We start from the raw sequence: 17,634 nt of genomic DNA, 5'->3' as shown, positions 1-17,634 counted from the left end.
GGGCCCCTCCCTAAACGAAATCGGGGGGAGCCTAGCCGTGGCCCCGATGGGCTTCAATCACATTCGATTGCACGCATGTTTCAGCGCAGCCAGAGCCCCTCGCGGCGGATCGCGTTGCGCAGCGCCTGTTCGCGTCGGGGCAGGGCGCTACGGTCGAACATGGCCCGCAACGCGCGACCTTTTCCCTGATAGATCAGTTTCTTGGCGGGCTCATAGGCCTTGAGTATCTTCTTCACTGGATTGGGCGCGCAGACCTGTTCGACCATCTCGACTGCGGCATCGCCTTCGCGCGCATAAAGCAAGGGCAGAGCGCGGTAATGGCAGCTGACATCGCCATCCAGCCCCGCCAGATCCGGCCCCGGACGCCCCCCGCCAAACGAGTGGATCACCAGCGGCAGGGCGATCTGATCGAGCCACGGATCGAGCGACTGACAGGCCAGCTCATCGGGCGTATCCCAACGGATCGCATGGGCGTAATGCAGGAAACGCTCGCCAAAGGCCTGCGCATCGGCGCCAAAGAACCAACCCGCGTTGAAGTAGAGATACCGCTCCCAGTGTTCGTCGAACTGGCTCAGATCGAGCGAACTTTCGAAATCCAACCCGAAGCGGTCGTAAAGCGCCTTCCAGATACCCGTGTAACCGGGGCCGTAAAGCGGCGGTGCGGGCCAGGTCCCCTCGCGCCGCATCGAGGCTGAGGGACGGTGGAAATCGAACGCCACCGACGCAAGCGGGCCGGTGAACACCGTATCTGTGTCGAAAAAGATGAAGGGAGCCCCGGGCATGGCGGCCATCGCCTCGATCTTGTTGCCCTGCGGGTAGGACTCGCCAAAGTGCTGGTTCTCGAAGGGAATGAACTCGACGCCTTCTGCCAGCAACAGTTCGCGCACCGGACCCGAGATTTGTGTGGGCTGCGACCAGCGCGCGCCCGAGGGCTCGGCCATCAACAGCCGGCCCCGAAAGCCCGGGTTCGCCGCGCGGAACGAGCGCGCGAAGATGATCGCCTCATACTCTAGCCGCCCCGCCTGAACGACGCAGAAAACGTTGTAATCGAGAGGGTTGTCAGCCGAAGTGCCCATGGGTCCGCAGTCCTGAATGCTGCGGCACTATAGCGGAATTCGGCAGGGGGGGAAGGCACTCACCCGCCGCGTACGGCGGGGCGCGGGCCCCGTGTAATCACCATTCCTGAGAGGGGGATGGTGGGTGACCCTGGAATCGAACCAGGCATGGGTCTCCCCGGCGGAGTTACAGTCCGCTGCCGCACCTTGCAGCTCGTCACCCGACGTGGGGCGGGGAATACCGAAGGGGGCGGGGGGCGTCAAGGGGGGCAGAACGCGGTGCGTGAAGAAAATCACACACGCCGCCCGGGGGCCGAAATTTGCCCCTTGGATCCCCTGCATAATGCTGCCTGCATCGGCGGCAGGCTTGCGATTTTGCGCATTTGCGCGCATCAACGGCGGCAATGCAGGAGTAAGCCATGAAAAAGCCGAGCTGGGTAATCGACAAGGAACGCGCCAAACGTGCCGCCGCCGCCGAGACGGTCTGGCTTTTCGGCCTGCACGCCGTGCGTGATGCGCTCATGAACCCCGCGCGACAAAAGCTGCGCCTCGTGCTGACCAAAAACGCCTCGGACAAGCTGCTTGAGGCGATCGCGGTGAGCGGGGTCGAGCCCGAGATCGTCGATCCGCGCAAGTTTGACAATCACGTCACTCTGGCCCCCGATTCCGTCCACCAGGGCGCGGCGCTTGAGGTCAAACCGCTCAACTGGGGTTCGCTCGAAGAGGTCTGCCTGACCGGCCGCGGTGCGCCGCTGGTGGTGATGCTGGATCGCGTGACAGACCCGCATAACGTCGGCGCGATCCTGCGCTCGTCCGAGGTCTTCGGTGCGCGCGCCGTCGTGGCGCCCGCACGCCATTCGGCCCCCGAAACCGGGGCGCTGGCGAAAACCGCCTCGGGGGCGCTGGAACGCCAGCCCTATCTGCGCGTCACCAATCTCGCCGATGCGATGGAGGAACTGCGCGCCATGGGATTCGTGCTGCTCGGCCTTGCGGGCGAGGCCGAGATGACCCTTGCCGAGGGCCTTGCCGAAGTGGGCACCCGCCCCGTTGCGCTGGTGCTGGGTGCCGAGGGGCCGGGCCTGCGCGAAAAGACGCGCGAGACCTGCGACAAGCTCGTCAAGATTCCCTTCGCGGGGGAGTTCGGCTCGCTCAATGTCTCGAACGCGGCGGCGATTTCGCTCTATGCCGCAGTGAACCGCTGAGTTCACAAGGACGCGAGATCGCCGTGAGGCCCTTTAATCGGGATTTTACATACCTATCTCATGATTGTGGAAGCGCGGTTGCGGAACCTCCGCGCTTCGGTTCACTGTCCCTCGTTCCGCCACTTGGCGCCCAGCCCTTGGCTTGGGCGCCTTTTTCTTTAGTGTCGCACCAAAACGGAGCGCGCCATGCAAGATCCTGAAATTCGAAACATACTGACCGAGACCCGGACCATCGCCGTGATGGGTTTTTCCGCCGAGCCCGGTCGCCCCTCGCATTATGTTTCCGAGTTCCTCCAGGCGGCGGGGTATCGCATCATCCCGGTCAATCCCGGCCTCGCGGGGCAGGTGATTCTGGGTGAAACTGTCTATGCGGACCTCGCCGCGATCCCCAAAGAGATCGCCGTCGATATGGTCGATATCTTCCGCCAGTCAAGCGCCGTGCCCGCCATTGTCGAGGCCGCGCTGGCGAACCTTCCCGCGCTGCGCACGATCTGGATGCAGATTGGCGTCCAGCACGACGCTGCGGCCGAAACCGCAATCGCTGCGGGCAAATCCGTGATCATGAACCGTTGCCCCAAGATCGAATACCGCCGCCTGATGGCGTGATCCCTTTCTTCTTGGGCAAAATACCTTGCGGGGGTGAATGCTCCGCAGGAGCAGAGGGGGGCGCATAGCCCCCCTTCTCAGATCCCCAGCTTGTCGCGCAACCCGTAGAAGGTCATCCCCGCCACAAGGATCGGCCAACGCAGATAGCCGCCGCCGGGGAAGGGATAGGTCGGCACCGAGGCCATCACGTCGAACCCGTCGCCCGTCGCGGTCACCGCCTGCGCCATCAGCTTGCCCGCCAGCGTCGCCAGCGCCACCCCATGCCCCGAGAACCCCGAGGCCGAGAGGCAGTTCGGCGAAGGCCGCCCGAAATAGGGCATCCGGTTGAGCGTGATCGCCAGCGTTCCGCCCCAGGCATGGGTAATCTTGACGTCGCGCAGTTGCGGATAGACCTGCAGCATCGGCACCCGCGCCTTGGCGGCAATGTCGCGCGGAAAGCGATAGGTCACCGACTCACCGCCGCCGAAGATCAGCCGGTCTTCGTGCAGGCGCCAGTAGTTCACCACGAACTTGGTGTCATGCGCGGCGATGTTCTCCGTCAGCAACTCGCGCGCGCGCTCCCCCAAGGGCTCGGTCGCAACGATATAGTTGTTGAGTGGCATGACCCGCGCGGTCACCTTGGGTTCCAGCCGGTCGAGATACCCGTTCGCGGCCAGAATCACATGCTCGGCCTCGACATGGCCTTGCGCGGTTCGAACGCGGCTTTTCTGTGTGCCGGTGCCATGTTCGATCCCGGTCACGACCGAGGTTTCATGGATCACCGCGCCCGCCGCCTCGGCCAGGCGCGCCATGCCAAGCGTCAGGTTCAGCGGATGCACATGGCCCGCGCCACGGTCGATGTCGCCGCCGATATAACGCTCGGACGGGATCAGCGCGCGCAGCCCGTCACGGTCAAGCGGCGTGATTTGATCATATCCGTAATGCGTCGCCAGATGCTCGGCCATCTCATGGGCATGGGCGACCTCGGAGGGCTTCAGCGCGGCATGGGCGATGCCGCGATATGTCGGCACGCCTGCGCGCGCGGCCAGATCGTAGGTCAGCGCCTTAGCCTCTTCGGCCAGATCCCACAGCCGCCGGGCGGCGGGCTTACCCATCATCTTCTCAAGCTCGGTCACCTCAAGCCGCTGGCCCGAGCCGATCTGCCCGCCGTTGCGCCCCGAGGCGCCAAAGCCCACCCGGTGCGCCTCGAGCAGGACCACGCGGCGCCCGGCCTCGGCCAGATGCAGCGCGGCCGAAAGCCCCGTGTAGCCCGCGCCGACGATGCAGACATCGGCCTGCACCGCCCCTTGCAACGCCGCCCGTTCGGGCGCGGCATCCCGCGTATCGGCATAGAAGCTCGCCGGGTAGTGGCCCGGTTTGTCATTCGCGAAAAGCAGGTTCATGGCATCACACGTTCAGCAGCAGGTGCTCACGCTCCCAGGGCGAAATCACTTGCAGGAACTCCTTGTATTCGTTGCGCTTCACCGCCTCGTAGACGGTGCAGAACTCGATCCCCAGCACCTCGCGCACCGGCGCGGAATCGGCCAGGATGTCCAGCGCGTCGCCCAGGTTGTAGGGCAGGTCGGTGTCGCCCATATAGGCATCGCCCAGGCATTCGGGGCGCGGCATCTTGCGCTCCTTGAGGCCCAGATAAACACAGGCCAGCGTCGCCGCCAGACCGAGATAGGGGTTGCAATCCATCCCCGCCAGACGGTTCTCGACCCGCCGCGCGGCCGGCCCCGAGATCGGCACCCGCAGGCCCGTCGTGCGGTTGTCGCGACCCCATTCGAGGTTGATCGGCGCCGCGAAATCCGGGACGTAGCGGCGGTAGCTGTTCACATAAGGCGCCAGCAGCGCGATCACCGCCGGCAGGTGGTTTTGCAGCCCCGCGATGGCATAGAGAAACTCTTCGCTCTCACCGCCATCGGCTTCCGAGAAGATATTCTCGCCGGTTTTGGTGCTGATGATCGACTGGTGGATATGCATGGCCGAGCCGGGCTCGCCCTCGATGGGCTTGGCCATGAAGGTGGCGAAGCAGTCGTGGCGCAGCGCGGCCTCGCGGATCAGGCGCTTGAAGAAGAAGATCTGGTCCGCCAGCGCGACCGGGTCGCCATGGGCGAGGTTGATCTCGATCTGGCCCGCGCCGCCTTCCTGCAAGATGCCGTCGATCTCGAAGCCCTGCATCTCGGCGAAGTCGTAGATGTCGTCGATCACCTTGCCGTATTCGTCCACAGCCGACATCGAATAGGCCTGCTTGCCAGCCGCGCGCCGCCCCGAGCGACCCATCGGCGGAATAATCGGCTGGTTCGGGTCAAGGTTGCGCGCAACAAGGAAGAACTCCATCTCGGGCGCGACGATCGGCTTCCAGCCCTCGGCCTCGTAGAGGCTGACGATATGCTTGAGCACGTTGCGCGGCGCGATCGGCACCGGGTTGCCCTGCTGGTCGTTCACGTCATGGATCACCTGAAGCGTGACGTCGGCGGTCCAGGGGGCGGCGGTCGCGGTCGAATAATCCGGGGTCAGGATCATGTCCGGCTCGGTGAAGGCGCCGATCGGGTTCTCGGCCCATTCGCCGGTGATGGTCTGTAGGAAGATCGAGTTCGGCAGGAAGAAGCGATCCTGAAACTGGAATTTCGAGGCGGGCATGGCCTTGCCACGGGCAACGCCCGCGACGTCGGCGACGATGCATTCAACCTCATCGAGGCGGCGCCCGGCGACATAGTCACGGGCAGCTTGCGGAATTTGATCGAGCCAGTTGTCGGTGTTCGAAGACATTTTCATAACTTTCCAATGGTTTGCGTGAAGGGTGAGCTTCACGCACCAGGGTCTGGCATCAGTCGGGAGAGCGGGTCGCCCTCGGCCATCATGCCCGCGCGGACGCCGACGCGGTCCTGGACGGGCCGGTTTTGCGATAGATTGAGCTTGCCTTCCATCGTTTCGACGAGGATCTCGAGCCCGACAATCCCGCGCATTTGCGCGGCGACGAAACTCTCGGGCGCATCAGAAACCGCCCAAGGGTCCGCGCGTACGCCTTCCTGCTGGTCGGTCAGGGCGTCCAGTTGGTTGCGCAGGAATTCGGTGCTGGTATCGAGCCGCGCCTGTCCGCGCACCTGCACCATGGCGTAGTTCCATGTCGGCACGACCTTTCCGGCCTCGGCCTTGGAAGGATACCACGAGGGCGTGACGTAGCTGTTGCCCGCCTGGAACACGACCAGAACCTGAGGGGCCGCAGCCAGTTCCGCCAGTTGCGGATTAGCCCGCGCCAGATGGGCGCGCAGGACGTGGCCGCCCGCGCGTTCCTCGATCAGGAAGGGGATCGGGTTCGCCATCACGCCCGCCGGACCCGAGGAAATCAGCAGCCCCAGTGGTGCCTGCGCGATCAGCGCGCTGAGCTGCTCGGGGTCGGTCTCGGCGAAGGCGGGCAGGCGATACATGATCAGCCCCGCGGCTTGTGGAAGAAATCCGCGATCCGGTCAGCAATGGTTGCGGATTGATTGGGCTGGTTGAGACGCGTGCGCGCAGCTTCCATCAGCGGATCGGGCACGAGGCCCTTGCCACGCGTATGCATCAGGCCGTCGACGAAGCTGTCGGGAAACTCCGGGTGGGCCTGCACGGTAAAGGCGGTATCGCCATAGACCAGCGCGGCGTTCTCGCAAAACTCGTTGCAGCCGGCGACCTCGGCCCCCTCGGGGCGCTCGGTTACTTGGTCGCGGTGCCAGGCGTTCAGCGTGATCTTCTCGCCGCCGAAGTCGTAATCCTGCGGGCCCACGGCCCAACCGCCCTCGAACCGCTCGACCTTGCCACCCATCGCCTGCGCGATGATCTGATGGCCAAAGCAGATGCCCACCAGCGGCACCTTGGCTGCGACGAGCTTGCGGATGAAGTCTTCAAGCGGCGCGATGAAGGGATGATCTTCATAGGCACCGTGGCGCGAGCCGGTAATCAGCCAGCCCTCGCATTCGTGGATATCGGCCGGGAACTCCATGTTCTCGACGTGATAGGTGCGGAAGGTCAGGCCGCGATCCGCCAGAAGGCGCGCGAACATGTCGGGGTAGTCGCCCGACGCGTCCCGAAGAACATCGGGGGATTGGCCGGTTTGCAGGATGCCGATCAGCATTGTCGTCTCATTGCTTGGATGGGCGAAGCCTAGCGGGGCCGATCCCATGCGGCAAGGGGGCTTGCTGAATAATTTGATCAAATATTTTCATCTGAGCGAAGAGATGCTGACCGGGCGGGCCGCGTCGGAGCGCCGCAGGGCGGTCCAAGAGGCTTGAGGCGCGGGGCCTTCCTGCGTAACCCTATGCGGCAGGAAGGTCACATGGCATTGGCACAGGCGCATCACCCTCGGCCCACCGCCTCCCGCAAGCTGCGCGGCTTTGCGGTGCGCGCGCTGTTTGCGCGGCTGGTGCCGATGGTCCTGCTGCTGTCGCTGTTCCTTTCGGGGATCGTCCCGCAGGGGATGATGCGGGTGGCCGATGCCGACTCGACCCGGCTGGTGCTGTGTACGCCCGAAGGGCCGCGCGACATCTGGATGCGCGCCGACGGTTCTGTCAGCGATCAGGCGCCGCTTCCCGACGAGAACCACGAAGTATCGAAATGCCTTGCGGTGACGCTGGCGCTGGCGGCCGTGCAGGATGCCGCGCTTGCGGCGCATAGCCCTGCGAGTTTCGCGCCCTTCGTTCCTGATCTGGCGGTGTCCCGGCCTATCGTTGCCGCCGAATGGCGGCCCGCGCAGCCCCGCGCCCCCCCTCTGGCTTGATCCGCTGAACCGCCGCTATGGCCGGGCGTGTTCTCGTGAGCGCCGTCTTGCGGCTCGCTCATTGCGCATATCGGTGCCGCCATGCCTGCGGCGCCGCGATCAACCCAAGGATATCAAAATGAAACTCGCTAAACTTGCGGCGCTGTCGGCGCTGCTCATGTCCACGGCCCCCGCCATGGCTGAAATCACCGTGACCGATCTGGACGGACGTACTGTCACCCTCGAACGCGTCCCCGAGCGCGTGGCGCTAGGCTTTTATTACGAGGATTACCTGGCCGTGACTGGCGCTGAGGGCGCCGCCAAGATCGTTTCGTTCTCGCGCGCACCCTGGGCCGATTGGCGCCCGGGCCAGTGGCAGCGCTACACCGCAGCCTTCCCGGCGCTGGAAACCCTGCCCGATTTCGGCAGCACCGATGACAACAGCTTTTCGGCCGAGGCGCTGATCGCCTCGAAGCCGGATGTGGCGCTGCTGGCAAGCTGGCAGACGGCGTCTCTGGGCGCGCCGGGCGTGAAGCAGATCGAGGATGCGGGTATCAAGGTGATCGCGCTCGATTACAACGCGCAGACGCTTGAGCGGCACCTGATGTCCACGCGGGTTCTGGGCGCTGTGATGGGCCAGCCCGAGCGCGCCGAGGAATTGGCGCAGATGTATCAGGCCAAGACCGAGGACACCGCCGCGCGTATCGCCAAGGCGGGGCCTTCGAACAAGAAGATCTATGTCGAGCTTGCGCAGAAAGGCCCCGGTGAGGTGGGCAACAGCTATGGCAAGGGGATGTGGGCCGGTGTGATCGACCTTGTCGGCGGCGCCAATATCGCCAAGGGCCAGATCGAGAACTGGGGGCCGCTTTCGCCCGAGTTTGTCATCGCAGAGCAACCCGATGTGATCCTGCTCGCGGGGTCGGAATGGCTCAACAAGCCCGAAGCGGTGCTCTTGGGCTTCGGCGCCACGGATGAGGCCGCGCAGCCGAAGATGGCCGCCTATGCCGCGCGCGCGGGTTGGGCCGATCTGCCCGCGGTGCGTAGCAAGCAGGTCTATGGCATCTACCATGGCGGCAACCGCACGCTGTCGGATTTCGTCTATGCCCGTGCGATCGCCAAGGCGCTTTATCCCGAGGCCTTCGCCGATGTCGATCCGGCGGCTGAGCTGAGCGACTACTACGCCAAGTGGATGCCCGTCATGGCGGATGGGCTATTTGTGACGCAGCTGAAATGAGCGTGCAGGACCGGCTCGACACTTCGGTTCGGGCGTGGCGGGCGCGGTCTGCGCGGCGTGGGGCGGCGGTTGGCGCCGCCCTGCTTCTGCTGATCGGGCTGGTTCTGGCTGATCTGATGACCGGCCCCTCGGCGATGTCGCCGGGGACGCTGTGGCAGACCTTTCTGGCCGGGCCGCAGGGCGCCGACCGGGCGGCGGCGGCGATCCTGTTCCAGATTCGCCTGCCGCAAACGGTGATGGCGCTGATCGTAGGCGGCGCGCTTGGGCTGGCGGGGCTGATGATGCAGACGATCCTGGCCAACCCGCTGGCCTCGCCCTTCACGCTGGGGTTCTCGGCGGCGGCAGGGTTTGGCGCGGCGCTTGCGATCATGTTTGGCTCGGCGCTCGCGGTGCCGGTGCCCGGCTGGCTGCTGACGCCCGCCTGCGCATTCGTGGCAACCCTCAGCGCGACCGCGCTTGTCTGGCTGGTGGCGCGCCTCAAGGGCAGCCAGCCCGAGGTTCTGGTGCTGGCGGGCATCGCGGTTTTGTTCTTCTTCCAGTCGCTGCAATCGCTGGTGCAGTTCATGGCCTCGCCCGAGGTCTTGCAGCAGATCGTCTTCTGGCTGTTCGGCTCTCTGCTCAAAGCGAACTGGACGGCGGTCAAGACGGCGGGGGTGATCGTTGCGCTCTGCCTGCCGCTGATCGCGCGCGAAACCTGGGCGCTGACGACCCTGCGCATGGGCGAGGCAAACGCCGAAAGCCTCGGGCTCGATACCGATGCGCTGCGCCGCCGGGTCTTCTTGATCACCGCAGCACTGACGGCGGCGGCGGTGTCATTCACCGGCACGATCGGTTTTGTCGGGCTGATCGCGCCGCATGTGGCCCGCGCGATGGTGGGCGAGGATCACCGCTTCGCGCTGCCCTTCGCGGCGCTGACCGGGGCGCTGATCCTGGTTTCGGCCTCTGTGGTGTCCAAGCTCTTGTCCTCGGGCGCGGCGATCCCGGTCGGGATCGTGACCGCCGTGGCTGGCATTCCGATGCTGGCCGCCGTCATCCTGACCCATAGGGGGAACTGATGTTCGAAATCACCCTTCCGGCGCTGCGGCGTGGACGTAGCCTGGTTCTGCAACCGATGGAATTGCGCCTGCCTGCCGGATCTCTGACCGGCATCGTCGGGCCGAATGGCGCGGGTAAATCGACGCTGCTGCGCGCCATCGCCGGGCTTTCGCCCGAGCGTGCGATCCTGCGTCGCGCGGGCCGTGTGCTCGATCGCGCCGCAGTGGGCTTTTTGCCGCAAAGCTTCACGGTGCGGGCCAATCTGTCAGTGCTCGATTGCGTCTTGCTAGGCCGGCGCGAAGGGTTGGGCTGGAGCGTCCCGCCCGCGATGATCGCGCAGGCACGTGATATCCTTGGGCGTTTCGGGCTGGCCGAACTGGCCGCGCGCGGGATGAACACGCTTTCCGGCGGGCAGCAGCAGCGTGTTCTTCTGGTGCAGCGGCTGTTTCGCAATCCGCAGCTTCTGGCGCTCGATGAGCCCACCTCGGCGCTGGACCTGCATCACCAGCTTGGCGCGCTGGCCGCGTTGCGCACCCATGCGCGGCAAAGCGGCACTGCTGTGATCGCGGCGCTGCACGACCTGACGCTGGCTGCGCGGTTTTGCGACCGGGTCATGGTGCTGGGCGAGGGGCGGTTGATCTGCCACGACACGCCCGAGGGTGCGCTGACGCCCGAGCGCGTCGCAACGCATTGGTGCGTGACGCCCGAGTTGTTGCGCGACCGCGATGCCTGTCTGGTCGTGGTGCCGCATACGGTCGAGTAGGTGGGCCGCCCGACACTGGCGGCCCGGAGGATCGTTCGTCAGACCGTATCGAGGTAGAGTTCGGTCTGCTCTTCGTCCGACAGTTCGGCCATGTAGTGGACCTCCTGCCGCTTGGTCATCAGGAAGTTCGCGACCAGTTCCTGCGGGAAGATGCGCTTGATGTAGTCGCAGTTCGCGAAGGTCTCGATGGCGAGGTTCCAGGTCGCGGGCAGTTGCGGCAGATCCTGCTCATAGGCGTTGCCCGCAATCGGATCATTCGGGGTCATCTTGTCCTCGATCCCGATCAGCGCGGCGCCCAGTACGGCAGCGATCATCAGGTAAGGGTTCACGTCGCCCCCGGCCACGCGGTGCTCGATCCGCCGCGCGGCAGGCCCCGAGGCGGGGATACGCACCGCCGCGGTACGGTTTTCATAGGCCCAACCGATGCCGGTGGGCGCATGGGCGTTGGGCACCAGCCGGTCATAGCTGTTTTCATGCGGCGCGAAGATCAGGGTCGAGCCGGGCAGAGCGGCCAGGCAACCCGCCACCGCGTGGCGCAGCGCGTCCGAGCCCTTGTCGGAGCCGTCGTTGAAGATGTTCTTGCCCGCCTTATCGAGGATCGAGAAATGCATGTGCATTCCGTTACCCGACCACAGGTCATAGGGCTTGGCCATGAACGAGGCCGCAAAGCCGTGGCTGCGTGCCAGCCCCTTGACCAGCATCTTGAACAGCCACGCATCGTCGGCTGCCTTCAGCGCGTCGTTCGAATGCATCATGTTGATCTCGAACTGGCCCGGCCCGGCCTCGGATATCGCCGTGTCGGCAGGGATGTCCATCGCCTCGCAGGCGTCGTAAAGCGCGGTGAAGTAATTGTCGAAGGCGTCGAGCGCCCGCAGGCTCAGGATCTCGCCGCCGGTGCGGCGCTTGCCCGAGCGAGGCGAGGGCGGCACGCGCAGCGTCTTGCCCGAGTCGTCGATCAGGAAGAACTCCAGTTCGGTTGCCACAACCGGGGTCAGGCCAAGCGCCTTGTAGCGATCCATCACGCGCGCCAGGACCTGCCGCGGGTCGCCGTCATAGGGGCGGCCATCCATGTGGAACATCCAGATCGGCAAGAGCGCGGTCGGCGCCTCAAGCCAGGGCATCGGCATGAAGCCACGCTCGGTGGGCATCAGAAGGCCGTCGCAGTCGCCGGTCTCGAAAACCAGCGGGCTTTCCTCAATGTCCTCGCCCCAGATGTCGAGGTTCATCACCGAAAAGGGAAAGCGTGTGCCCTCGGTGAACACCTTGTCTGCAAAACGAGCGGGTATGCGCTTACCCCGCGCGACCCCGTTGAGATCAGCCGCAGCCACGCGAATGGTGCGAACCTCGGGGTGCTCTCTCAGCCAGTCCATTTCCTCACCTGATGATTTGCGGCCTGACCTTCAGTTTGGGGCGGCTCGCACCCGGAAGATGCCGGTTCAGGCGGCGGTTGATCACCCCGAATACCGCGATCAGGGCCAGCGTCAGACAGACGAAATAGAAGGCCGCGATCGGGTAGGGGATGAATGGGTTGAAGGTCTTGTCCGCGAAGAACTTCGCGTAATAAAGCGCATCGCCGCGCTGCTGGAACGCCGGGAAGCCCGAGAAATAGACCAGCGTCGTGGCATGGAAGAGAAAGATCGCCTCGTTTGTATAGGCCGGCCAGGCGAGCCGCAGCATGGTCGGCCAGACAACCTTGCGGAACTTTTTCCAGCCGGTGAAGCCATAGGCGTCGGCGGCCTCAAGGTCGCCCTTCGGGACCGAGCGCAACGCGCCGTAGAAGATCTCGGCGGCATAGGCGGAGGTGTTGAGGAACAGCACGAACAGTGCGCCCGCCCAGGCCTTGGTGGTCCAGGCGGTGTGGATGGTGATGCCGAAAACATCGATCCCGGCCTTCGGCAGCAGCACCAGCGCCTCATAAGCCAGGAAGAACTGGATGAAGAGCGGCGAGCCGCGGAAGACGAAGATGAACCACTCGGCCGGTTTGCGCAGCAGCGGGTTCTCGGCCGCCTTGGCCAGTGCGAGGCCGGTGGCCATGAAGAAGCCGAAGGCAAGCGCGAGAACGCCGAAATAGAGGTTCCAGATCAACCCCGAACCGATCAGCGTAAACTGGTGGCACAGCGTGAAATCCGAGCGCGGCAGAAGGCGTTCCCCGATCCCGAGCGAGCGCAGGCCGTAGTCGGCGATGATGTCAACGCAGCTCATGCGCCCGCCTTTCGCATCGCTTCACCGGCCATCGTGGCCTGCCCGCGCGACAGCCGCGCCGACAGACGTCCGAGGTAGATCTCGGAAATTCGGGTCATGCCGAGGTAGTAGAACAGCAGCACGAGGAAATACCACACGCGCCAGTCCGGGTGCGGATAGTCGTAGATCGCGGATTTGGTCGAGCCCAGTTCCCGCGCCCAATAGACGATGTCCTCCACGCCCAGCAGGAACAGCAGCGGCGTGGCCTTGATCAGGATCAACCACAGGTTCGACAGGCCGGGCAGCGCATAGGTCCACATCTGCGGGATCAGGATGCGCCGGCGCACCTGTTTGGGCGACATGCCATAGGCCTCGGCGGTTTCCAGCTGCGCGCGGGGCACGGCGTTCATTGCGCCGTACAGCACGTTGGCGGCAAAGGCGCCGAACACGATCGAGAAGGCGATGACCGCAAGGGCGAAGCCATAGGCCTCGTGCCAGAACTGCGGGCTGGTCGAAAGCGGCAGCTTGGCCGCGGCGCAGACGTTGAATTCGTTATTGGCCCAGATCGGTGCGTCCGTGGGCGGGCATTTGTACAGGTTGCGCAGGTATTCGAGCCCCTGGTCCATCGCAACCGGCACGAAGAGGAAGAAGATGATATCGGGCACGCCGCGCACCATGGCGGTATAGCCCTTGCCGAGCCAGCGCAGCGGCGCCACGTGGCTGCGCGCAGCCAGCGCCCCGCCAAATCCGAACATGAGCGCGATCGGAGCCGTGATGACCATCAGTGCCATGACGACAAGGAACGAGGTATAGAACAGCATGTGCTTGCCCGAGGTCAGGTAGCACAGGAACCAGTTCAGTCCCTCGAGTTGAGATGGATCAGCGCAGCTTTCAAACATGGCGGGAACCGGGCAGGCGGCGCGAGGGCCGCCCGCCCGTCACTCTCAGAATACGGTGGCTTCGTCGCCGAACCACTTCTTGATCATGGCGTTGAGCGAACCATCGGCCTTCATCTCGGTGATGAGGGCGTCGAACTTGCCCTTCAGCTCGGCATCCGACTTGCGCATACCGATGCCCACGCCGCCGCCAAGCGGAACGTCGTCACCCGCCCAGGACATGTCGCTGCCCACGAAGGGCGCCAGCGCGTCCTTGTCGGCGAAGACCGCGTCGGCCTCGCCGTTCTTCACGGCGGCGACGGTGTCGTCGAGGGTGGCGAATTCAAGCAGCGTCGCGCCCGACTTGGCAACGTAATCGGCCTGGATGGTGCCCACCTGTGCTGCGACCACGCCCGACAGATCGGCATCGGCCGACAGCGCCGCATAGGCCGAGGCCGCCGGCGGGATGTAGTTCTGGGTAAAGTCGATGGTCTCCATCCGCTCGTCGGTGATGCTCATGCCGGCGATGATGGTGTCATAGTTGCCCGAGAGCAGGTTGGGGATGATCGAGTCCCACTCGTTCGTCACCCACTCGCAGGTCAGGCCGGCTTTTTCGCACAGCAGATCGCCCAGTTCGCGCTCGAACCCGTCAACCTCACCCTTGTCGTTGATGAAGTTGTAGGGAGGGTAGGCGCCCTCGGTGCCTATGCGCACGGTATCGGCCATCGCAAATCCGGTGCTGAGCGCCAGCGCGGCGGCCGTCAGGATCAGCTTCTTCATAGTCAAGACTCCACTGTTGAGTTTGTTTTGTTGGTTTCAGGCCGGCGCGGTGGCCGACAGGAACTGTTGCAGGCGTTCTGATTTCGGCGCCCCGAAGAGAGCGGCGGGCGGGCCTTCCTCTTCGATGCGGCCCTGGTGCAGGAAGACGACGTGATCGGACACATCGGCGGCCAGCCGCATGTCATGGGTCACAAGGATCATGGTGCGGTGCTCTGCCGCGAGGTCCTTGATCACCTTGACCACCTCTTGCTGCAATTCCGGGTCGAGCGCCGAGGTCGGCTCGTCGAACAAGAGCGCTTCGGGCTGCATGCAGAGCGCGCGCGCGATGGCTGCGCGTTGCTGCTGACCGCCCGAAAGCTGCGCGGGCCAGTTGTCCGCCTTGTCGCCGATGCCCACCTTGTCGAGCAGGCTGCGCGCCAGCACCTCGACCTCGTCTGCGGGACGCCCGAGGACGGTGACGGGGGCCTCCATCACATTTTGCAGAACGCTCATGTGGGACCAGAGGTTGAACTGCTGGAACACCATCGCGAGGTTGGTGCGAAAGCGCGTGACCTGCGCGCGATCGGCCGGGTGGCGACGCAGGCCCTCGCCCGTCCATTTCACCGCCTCGCCCTCGAACAGGATCTCGCCGCTCTGGCTGTCCTCAAGCAGGTTGCAGCAACGCAGAAGCGTCGATTTTCCCGACCCCGAGGAGCCGATAAGGGAGATAACCTGGCCCTTTTCGGCGTGGATGGAGACGCCTTTCAGCACCTCGAGCTGGCCATAGCTTTTATGGAGATCGCGGATCTCGATGACGGGCGCGTTGTTGGTCACTATGGGTTTCTCTTTGTCCGTTTGATCAAGTTGGCGCGATTTCTTGTGCGATTGCAACGGCACAATGATGGGTGACGTGAGGGTATTGATCAAAAGTCCAGCCTTGCCTGGTCAAAATGACCGGGGGCATCATCAATCATCGAGCCGTGCGATCACGCGCTGTCGGGCCAGTGCCGAATCGCGGTCATTGATCCCAAGAAGGTTTGCGGCAAGCCGAATGAGCGAGTCTTCCTCGGCCCCGCGCGCGCCATCGGCCATCGCCACTTCCCACAGCGCCTCGATCACGCTCATGCGGTCGTCATGGGCGATCCCGTCCTTCAGCGCGCGGGTAAAGCGCACGGTGTCTGCAGCCTCGTCCTCCAGCGCCTCGGCGCGGCGGCGCAGCGCGGTGGCCTCAAACGGGCCGATGCCGTTGCGCGCGATCAGGAGGCGGTCGATATGAGCCTGCTCGCTTTCCTCATACAGCCCGTCCGAACGCGCAAGCCGCACCAGCAGCGCAGCCAGGGCCAGTTCGACATCGTCGCTGTCGGCGGGTTCAGGGCGGGGATTGGCCAAAAGGCCGAAGAGCGATTTCAACATGCGCCCAATCTAACGCCTCCGGTGCCGGGGGCAAGCGGGCTCAGGCAATCGTGTGGCCTTCGATGATGCTCAGATCGACTTCGGCCGAGGCGTCGCGCGCGGCAATGGTGGCCTGATAGGCCGCGCCGAAATAGCAGGCCCGCGCGGCGGCCAGATCGGGGAACTCGACGATGACGGTATGCGGTCGCATCTGCCCGGCGACGGTCTGCTGTGCCCCGCCAAGCGCCAGAATGCGCCCATCCTGCGCGGCGATCGCGGGGGCGGCCATGGCACGGTAGGCGGCGTAACCCGCCGGATTGGACACGGTGACATGGGCCACCCAGTAGCCCTTCGCCTTACCCAAGATAACCCTCGACAATGCTCAGATCGGCGTCCGAGACCGGCGTGCGCAGCGCCAGCGCGCGCTGGTATTCTGGGCTGAGGTAGCAGGCCCGCGCGGCCTCAAGCGAGGGGAACTCGATCACCACCGAGCGCGGGCGCTGATCGCCCTCGACGACTTCTTGCGCACCGCCGCGCACCAGAAACCGCGCCCCGTATTTCGCGAATGCCACGGCATTGGCCTCGCGGTAGGCCTGATAGGCCTGCGGATCATCGACCGTGACATGGCCGATCCAGTATCCTTTGGGTGTGTCGCTCATCTCCGCCTCCGTTTGGCCCAACATTGCCGGGCAGGGCGGCGGATGCAACCTCTCAGCCGCGCGCGGCCTTCTCGGCAATGCCCGAGGTGCCCTCGCGCCTTTCTAGCTCGGCCAGAACCTCGTTCAGGCTCACATCCCGCGCGGCCAGCATGACCACGAGGTGATAAAGCACGTCGGCGGCCTCATAGACCAGGTTCTCGCGGTCGTTCTTGGCGGCTGCGATGATCGCCTCGATGGCCTCCTCGCCGAATTTCTCGGCGCATTTCTCGGGACCCTTGGCGAAGAGCTTCGCGGTCCAGCTGCTGTCCGGGTCCGCCCCCTTGCGCGAGGCAACGGTCGCAGCGAGTTGGTCGAGCGTGTGCATGATCGGCTCCTGTCAGAGGCGGACGGGAATACCGGCGGCGGCCATGTGTTCCTTGGCCTGCCGGATCGTGTATTCGCCGAAATGGAAGATCGAGGCCGCCAGCACCGCCGAGGCGCCGCCCTTGGTCACGCCCTCAACAAGGTGGTCAAGGTTGCCAACCCCGCCCGAGGCGATGACCGGAATATTGACCGCATCCGAAATCGCGCGGGTCAGGGGCAGGTTGAAGCCCGCCCGTGTGCCGTCCCGGTCCATCGAGGTCAGCAGGATCTCCCCCGCGCCCTTCGATTCCACCAGCCGGGCAAACTCCACCGCGTCGATGCCCGTGGGCTTGCGCCCGCCATGGGTGAAAATCTCCCACCGGCCCGGCTCGACGGTCTTGGCATCGATCGCCACCACGATACACTGGCTGCCAAAACGATCGGCCGCCTCGGCGACCACATCGGGGTTCGCGACGGCCGCCGAGTTGAACGAGACCTTGTCGGCCCCCGCCAGCAAAAGCGCGCGCACATCCTGCTGTGTGCGTACCCCACCGCCCACGGTCAGCGGCATGAAACACTGCTCGGCCGTGTGCGTGACCAGGTCAAACATCGTACCGCGATTTTCATGGGTCGCGTGAATGTCCAGAAAACACAGCTCGTCGGCCCCCGCCGCGTCATAGGCCTTCGCGGCCTCAACCGGGTCGCCCGCGTCGATCAGATTGACGAAATTGACGCCTTTCACCACGCGCCCATCGGCCACGTCGAGGCAGGGAATGATCCGGGTCTTCAGCATGGGCGGGCTCCTTTGGCGCCT

The 17,634-nt window shown here is 64.8% G+C and carries 21 protein-coding genes and 1 tRNA gene; 6 read left to right on the top strand and 16 right to left on the bottom strand.

Annotated elements, in window-relative coordinates:
• Window positions 1–80: 80 nt before the first annotated feature.
• Together KTQ37_RS00345 and KTQ37_RS00340 are read right to left on the bottom strand one after the other, a co-directional pair.
• Complete coding sequence (locus tag KTQ37_RS00345) at window positions 81–1,076, bottom strand: hypothetical protein (RefSeq protein WP_218628479.1); 996 nt, start codon at window positions 1,074–1,076, stop codon at window positions 81–83.
• Window positions 1,077–1,194: 118 nt separating this feature from the next.
• Window positions 1,195–1,278, bottom strand: a tRNA-Tyr gene (locus KTQ37_RS00340).
• Window positions 1,279–1,474: 196 nt separating this feature from the next.
• Here KTQ37_RS00340 and rlmB point away from each other — a divergent pair.
• Both rlmB and KTQ37_RS00330 read left to right on the top strand, forming a co-directional pair.
• Complete coding sequence (gene rlmB, locus KTQ37_RS00335; protein ID WP_218628478.1) at window positions 1,475–2,257, top strand: 23S rRNA (guanosine(2251)-2'-O)-methyltransferase RlmB; 783 nt, start codon at window positions 1,475–1,477, stop codon at window positions 2,255–2,257.
• Between the two features lie 186 nt (window positions 2,258–2,443).
• The gene (locus tag KTQ37_RS00330) at window positions 2,444–2,863 is read left to right on the top strand and encodes a CoA-binding protein (protein ID WP_218628477.1); all 420 of its coding nucleotides are present in this window, start codon (window positions 2,444–2,446) and stop codon (window positions 2,861–2,863) included.
• Window positions 2,864–2,940: 77 nt separating this feature from the next.
• Here the strand turns inward: KTQ37_RS00330 and KTQ37_RS00325 are convergent, their stop codons facing one another.
• Genes KTQ37_RS00325 through KTQ37_RS00310 form a run of 4 tightly spaced genes read right to left on the bottom strand, consistent with a single transcriptional unit; the run spans window position 2,941 to window position 6,959 of the window.
• Window positions 2,941–4,245, bottom strand: coding sequence for an NAD(P)/FAD-dependent oxidoreductase (locus KTQ37_RS00325; RefSeq protein WP_218628476.1), 1,305 nt, complete (start codon window positions 4,243–4,245; stop codon window positions 2,941–2,943).
• 4 nt (window positions 4,246–4,249) lie between these two features.
• Window positions 4,250–5,617 carry a glutamine synthetase family protein gene (locus KTQ37_RS00320; RefSeq protein WP_218628475.1) on the bottom strand — a complete coding sequence of 456 codons (1,368 nt, stop codon included), beginning with the start codon at window positions 5,615–5,617 and terminating at the stop codon, window positions 4,250–4,252.
• 38 nt (window positions 5,618–5,655) lie between these two features.
• Window positions 5,656–6,276 carry an FMN-binding negative transcriptional regulator gene (locus tag KTQ37_RS00315; RefSeq protein ID WP_218628474.1) on the bottom strand — a complete coding sequence of 207 codons (621 nt, stop codon included), beginning with the start codon at window positions 6,274–6,276 and terminating at the stop codon, window positions 5,656–5,658.
• 2 nt (window positions 6,277–6,278) lie between these two features.
• The gene (locus KTQ37_RS00310; protein WP_218628473.1) at window positions 6,279–6,959 is read right to left on the bottom strand and encodes a type 1 glutamine amidotransferase; all 681 of its coding nucleotides are present in this window, start codon (window positions 6,957–6,959) and stop codon (window positions 6,279–6,281) included.
• Between the two features lie 201 nt (window positions 6,960–7,160).
• Between KTQ37_RS00310 and KTQ37_RS00305 the strand changes: the two genes are divergently transcribed.
• The 4 genes from KTQ37_RS00305 to KTQ37_RS00290 all read left to right on the top strand — a co-directional run bounded on the left by KTQ37_RS00305 (window position 7,161) and on the right by KTQ37_RS00290 (window position 10,612).
• The gene (locus KTQ37_RS00305) at window positions 7,161–7,601 is read left to right on the top strand and encodes a hypothetical protein (protein ID WP_218628472.1); all 441 of its coding nucleotides are present in this window, start codon (window positions 7,161–7,163) and stop codon (window positions 7,599–7,601) included.
• A 118-nt stretch (window positions 7,602–7,719) separates the two neighbouring features.
• Window positions 7,720–8,814 carry an ABC transporter substrate-binding protein gene (locus KTQ37_RS00300; protein ID WP_218628471.1) on the top strand — a complete coding sequence of 365 codons (1,095 nt, stop codon included), beginning with the start codon at window positions 7,720–7,722 and terminating at the stop codon, window positions 8,812–8,814.
• The gene (locus tag KTQ37_RS00295) at window positions 8,811–9,869 is read left to right on the top strand and encodes a FecCD family ABC transporter permease (RefSeq protein ID WP_218628470.1); all 1,059 of its coding nucleotides are present in this window, start codon (window positions 8,811–8,813) and stop codon (window positions 9,867–9,869) included. The genes KTQ37_RS00300 and KTQ37_RS00295 overlap by 4 nt, the downstream gene beginning before the upstream one ends.
• The gene (locus KTQ37_RS00290) at window positions 9,869–10,612 is read left to right on the top strand and encodes an ABC transporter ATP-binding protein (RefSeq protein WP_218628469.1); all 744 of its coding nucleotides are present in this window, start codon (window positions 9,869–9,871) and stop codon (window positions 10,610–10,612) included. Before KTQ37_RS00295 ends, KTQ37_RS00290 begins: the two co-directional genes overlap by 1 nt.
• 38 nt (window positions 10,613–10,650) lie before the next feature.
• Here KTQ37_RS00290 and KTQ37_RS00285 read toward each other — a convergent pair whose 3' ends face one another.
• From KTQ37_RS00285 to hisF, 10 genes are all read right to left on the bottom strand, one after another.
• Window positions 10,651–11,982, bottom strand: a complete 1,332-nt coding sequence (locus KTQ37_RS00285) for a glutamine synthetase family protein (RefSeq protein ID WP_218628468.1) — start codon at window positions 11,980–11,982, stop codon at window positions 10,651–10,653.
• A 4-nt stretch (window positions 11,983–11,986) separates the two neighbouring features.
• Window positions 11,987–12,814, bottom strand: coding sequence for an ABC transporter permease (locus tag KTQ37_RS00280; protein ID WP_218628467.1), 828 nt, complete (start codon window positions 12,812–12,814; stop codon window positions 11,987–11,989).
• Window positions 12,811–13,692: an ABC transporter permease gene (locus KTQ37_RS00275; RefSeq protein WP_218628466.1), complete on the bottom strand. Its 882-nt coding sequence runs from the start codon at window positions 13,690–13,692 to the stop codon at window positions 12,811–12,813. Before KTQ37_RS00275 ends, KTQ37_RS00280 begins: the two co-directional genes overlap by 4 nt.
• A 45-nt stretch (window positions 13,693–13,737) precedes the next feature.
• Complete coding sequence (locus tag KTQ37_RS00270; RefSeq protein WP_218628465.1) at window positions 13,738–14,448, bottom strand: transporter substrate-binding domain-containing protein; 711 nt, start codon at window positions 14,446–14,448, stop codon at window positions 13,738–13,740.
• Window positions 14,449–14,484: 36 nt separating this feature from the next.
• Window positions 14,485–15,261, bottom strand: coding sequence for an ABC transporter ATP-binding protein (locus KTQ37_RS00265; RefSeq protein ID WP_218628464.1), 777 nt, complete (start codon window positions 15,259–15,261; stop codon window positions 14,485–14,487).
• Window positions 15,262–15,393: 132 nt separating this feature from the next.
• Entirely contained in the window at window positions 15,394–15,840 is a 447-nt protein-coding gene (locus KTQ37_RS00260) for a tellurite resistance TerB family protein (protein WP_218628463.1), read from the bottom strand.
• A 40-nt stretch (window positions 15,841–15,880) separates the two neighbouring features.
• Window positions 15,881–16,183, bottom strand: coding sequence for a DUF1330 domain-containing protein (locus KTQ37_RS00255; RefSeq protein WP_218628462.1), 303 nt, complete (start codon window positions 16,181–16,183; stop codon window positions 15,881–15,883).
• Window positions 16,176–16,478, bottom strand: coding sequence for a DUF1330 domain-containing protein (locus KTQ37_RS00250; RefSeq protein ID WP_218628461.1), 303 nt, complete (start codon window positions 16,476–16,478; stop codon window positions 16,176–16,178). The genes KTQ37_RS00255 and KTQ37_RS00250 overlap by 8 nt, the downstream gene beginning before the upstream one ends.
• Before the next feature lie 52 nt (window positions 16,479–16,530).
• Window positions 16,531–16,842, bottom strand: a complete 312-nt coding sequence (locus KTQ37_RS00245) for a phosphoribosyl-ATP diphosphatase (protein ID WP_218628460.1) — start codon at window positions 16,840–16,842, stop codon at window positions 16,531–16,533.
• Between the two features lie 12 nt (window positions 16,843–16,854).
• Window positions 16,855–17,613, bottom strand: coding sequence for an imidazole glycerol phosphate synthase subunit HisF (gene hisF, locus KTQ37_RS00240; protein ID WP_218628459.1), 759 nt, complete (start codon window positions 17,611–17,613; stop codon window positions 16,855–16,857).
• Between the last annotated feature and the right edge of the window lie 21 nt (window positions 17,614–17,634).

The organism is Sedimentimonas flavescens, assembly GCF_019264375.1.
GTDB lineage: Bacteria > Pseudomonadota > Alphaproteobacteria > Rhodobacterales > Rhodobacteraceae > Rhodobacter > Rhodobacter flavescens.
Note: the sequence above shows the minus strand (reverse complement) of the source record. Positions and strands in the feature narration are given on the sequence as shown.

Coding starts and splice junctions, on each gene's coding strand:
- rlmB (WP_218628478.1), top strand. CDS start 1,475: ATGAAAAAGCCGAGCTGGGTAATCGACAAGGAACGCGCCAAACGTGCC.
- KTQ37_RS00250 (WP_218628461.1), bottom strand. CDS start 16,478: ATGAGCGACACACCCAAAGGATACTGGATCGGCCATGTCACGGTCGAT.
- hisF (WP_218628459.1), bottom strand. CDS start 17,613: ATGCTGAAGACCCGGATCATTCCCTGCCTCGACGTGGCCGATGGGCGC.
- KTQ37_RS00245 (WP_218628460.1), bottom strand. CDS start 16,842: ATGCACACGCTCGACCAACTCGCTGCGACCGTTGCCTCGCGCAAGGGG.
- KTQ37_RS00330 (WP_218628477.1), top strand. CDS start 2,444: ATGCAAGATCCTGAAATTCGAAACATACTGACCGAGACCCGGACCATC.
- KTQ37_RS00345 (WP_218628479.1), bottom strand. CDS start 1,076: ATGGGCACTTCGGCTGACAACCCTCTCGATTACAACGTTTTCTGCGTC.
- KTQ37_RS00260 (WP_218628463.1), bottom strand. CDS start 15,840: ATGTTGAAATCGCTCTTCGGCCTTTTGGCCAATCCCCGCCCTGAACCC.
- KTQ37_RS00270 (WP_218628465.1), bottom strand. CDS start 14,448: ATGAAGAAGCTGATCCTGACGGCCGCCGCGCTGGCGCTCAGCACCGGA.
- KTQ37_RS00285 (WP_218628468.1), bottom strand. CDS start 11,982: ATGGACTGGCTGAGAGAGCACCCCGAGGTTCGCACCATTCGCGTGGCT.
- KTQ37_RS00280 (WP_218628467.1), bottom strand. CDS start 12,814: ATGAGCTGCGTTGACATCATCGCCGACTACGGCCTGCGCTCGCTCGGG.
- KTQ37_RS00310 (WP_218628473.1), bottom strand. CDS start 6,959: ATGCTGATCGGCATCCTGCAAACCGGCCAATCCCCCGATGTTCTTCGG.
- KTQ37_RS00290 (WP_218628469.1), top strand. CDS start 9,869: ATGTTCGAAATCACCCTTCCGGCGCTGCGGCGTGGACGTAGCCTGGTT.
- KTQ37_RS00325 (WP_218628476.1), bottom strand. CDS start 4,245: ATGAACCTGCTTTTCGCGAATGACAAACCGGGCCACTACCCGGCGAGC.
- KTQ37_RS00295 (WP_218628470.1), top strand. CDS start 8,811: ATGAGCGTGCAGGACCGGCTCGACACTTCGGTTCGGGCGTGGCGGGCG.
- KTQ37_RS00275 (WP_218628466.1), bottom strand. CDS start 13,692: ATGTTTGAAAGCTGCGCTGATCCATCTCAACTCGAGGGACTGAACTGG.
- KTQ37_RS00300 (WP_218628471.1), top strand. CDS start 7,720: ATGAAACTCGCTAAACTTGCGGCGCTGTCGGCGCTGCTCATGTCCACG.
- KTQ37_RS00305 (WP_218628472.1), top strand. CDS start 7,161: ATGGCATTGGCACAGGCGCATCACCCTCGGCCCACCGCCTCCCGCAAG.
- KTQ37_RS00315 (WP_218628474.1), bottom strand. CDS start 6,276: ATGTATCGCCTGCCCGCCTTCGCCGAGACCGACCCCGAGCAGCTCAGC.
- KTQ37_RS00320 (WP_218628475.1), bottom strand. CDS start 5,617: ATGTCTTCGAACACCGACAACTGGCTCGATCAAATTCCGCAAGCTGCC.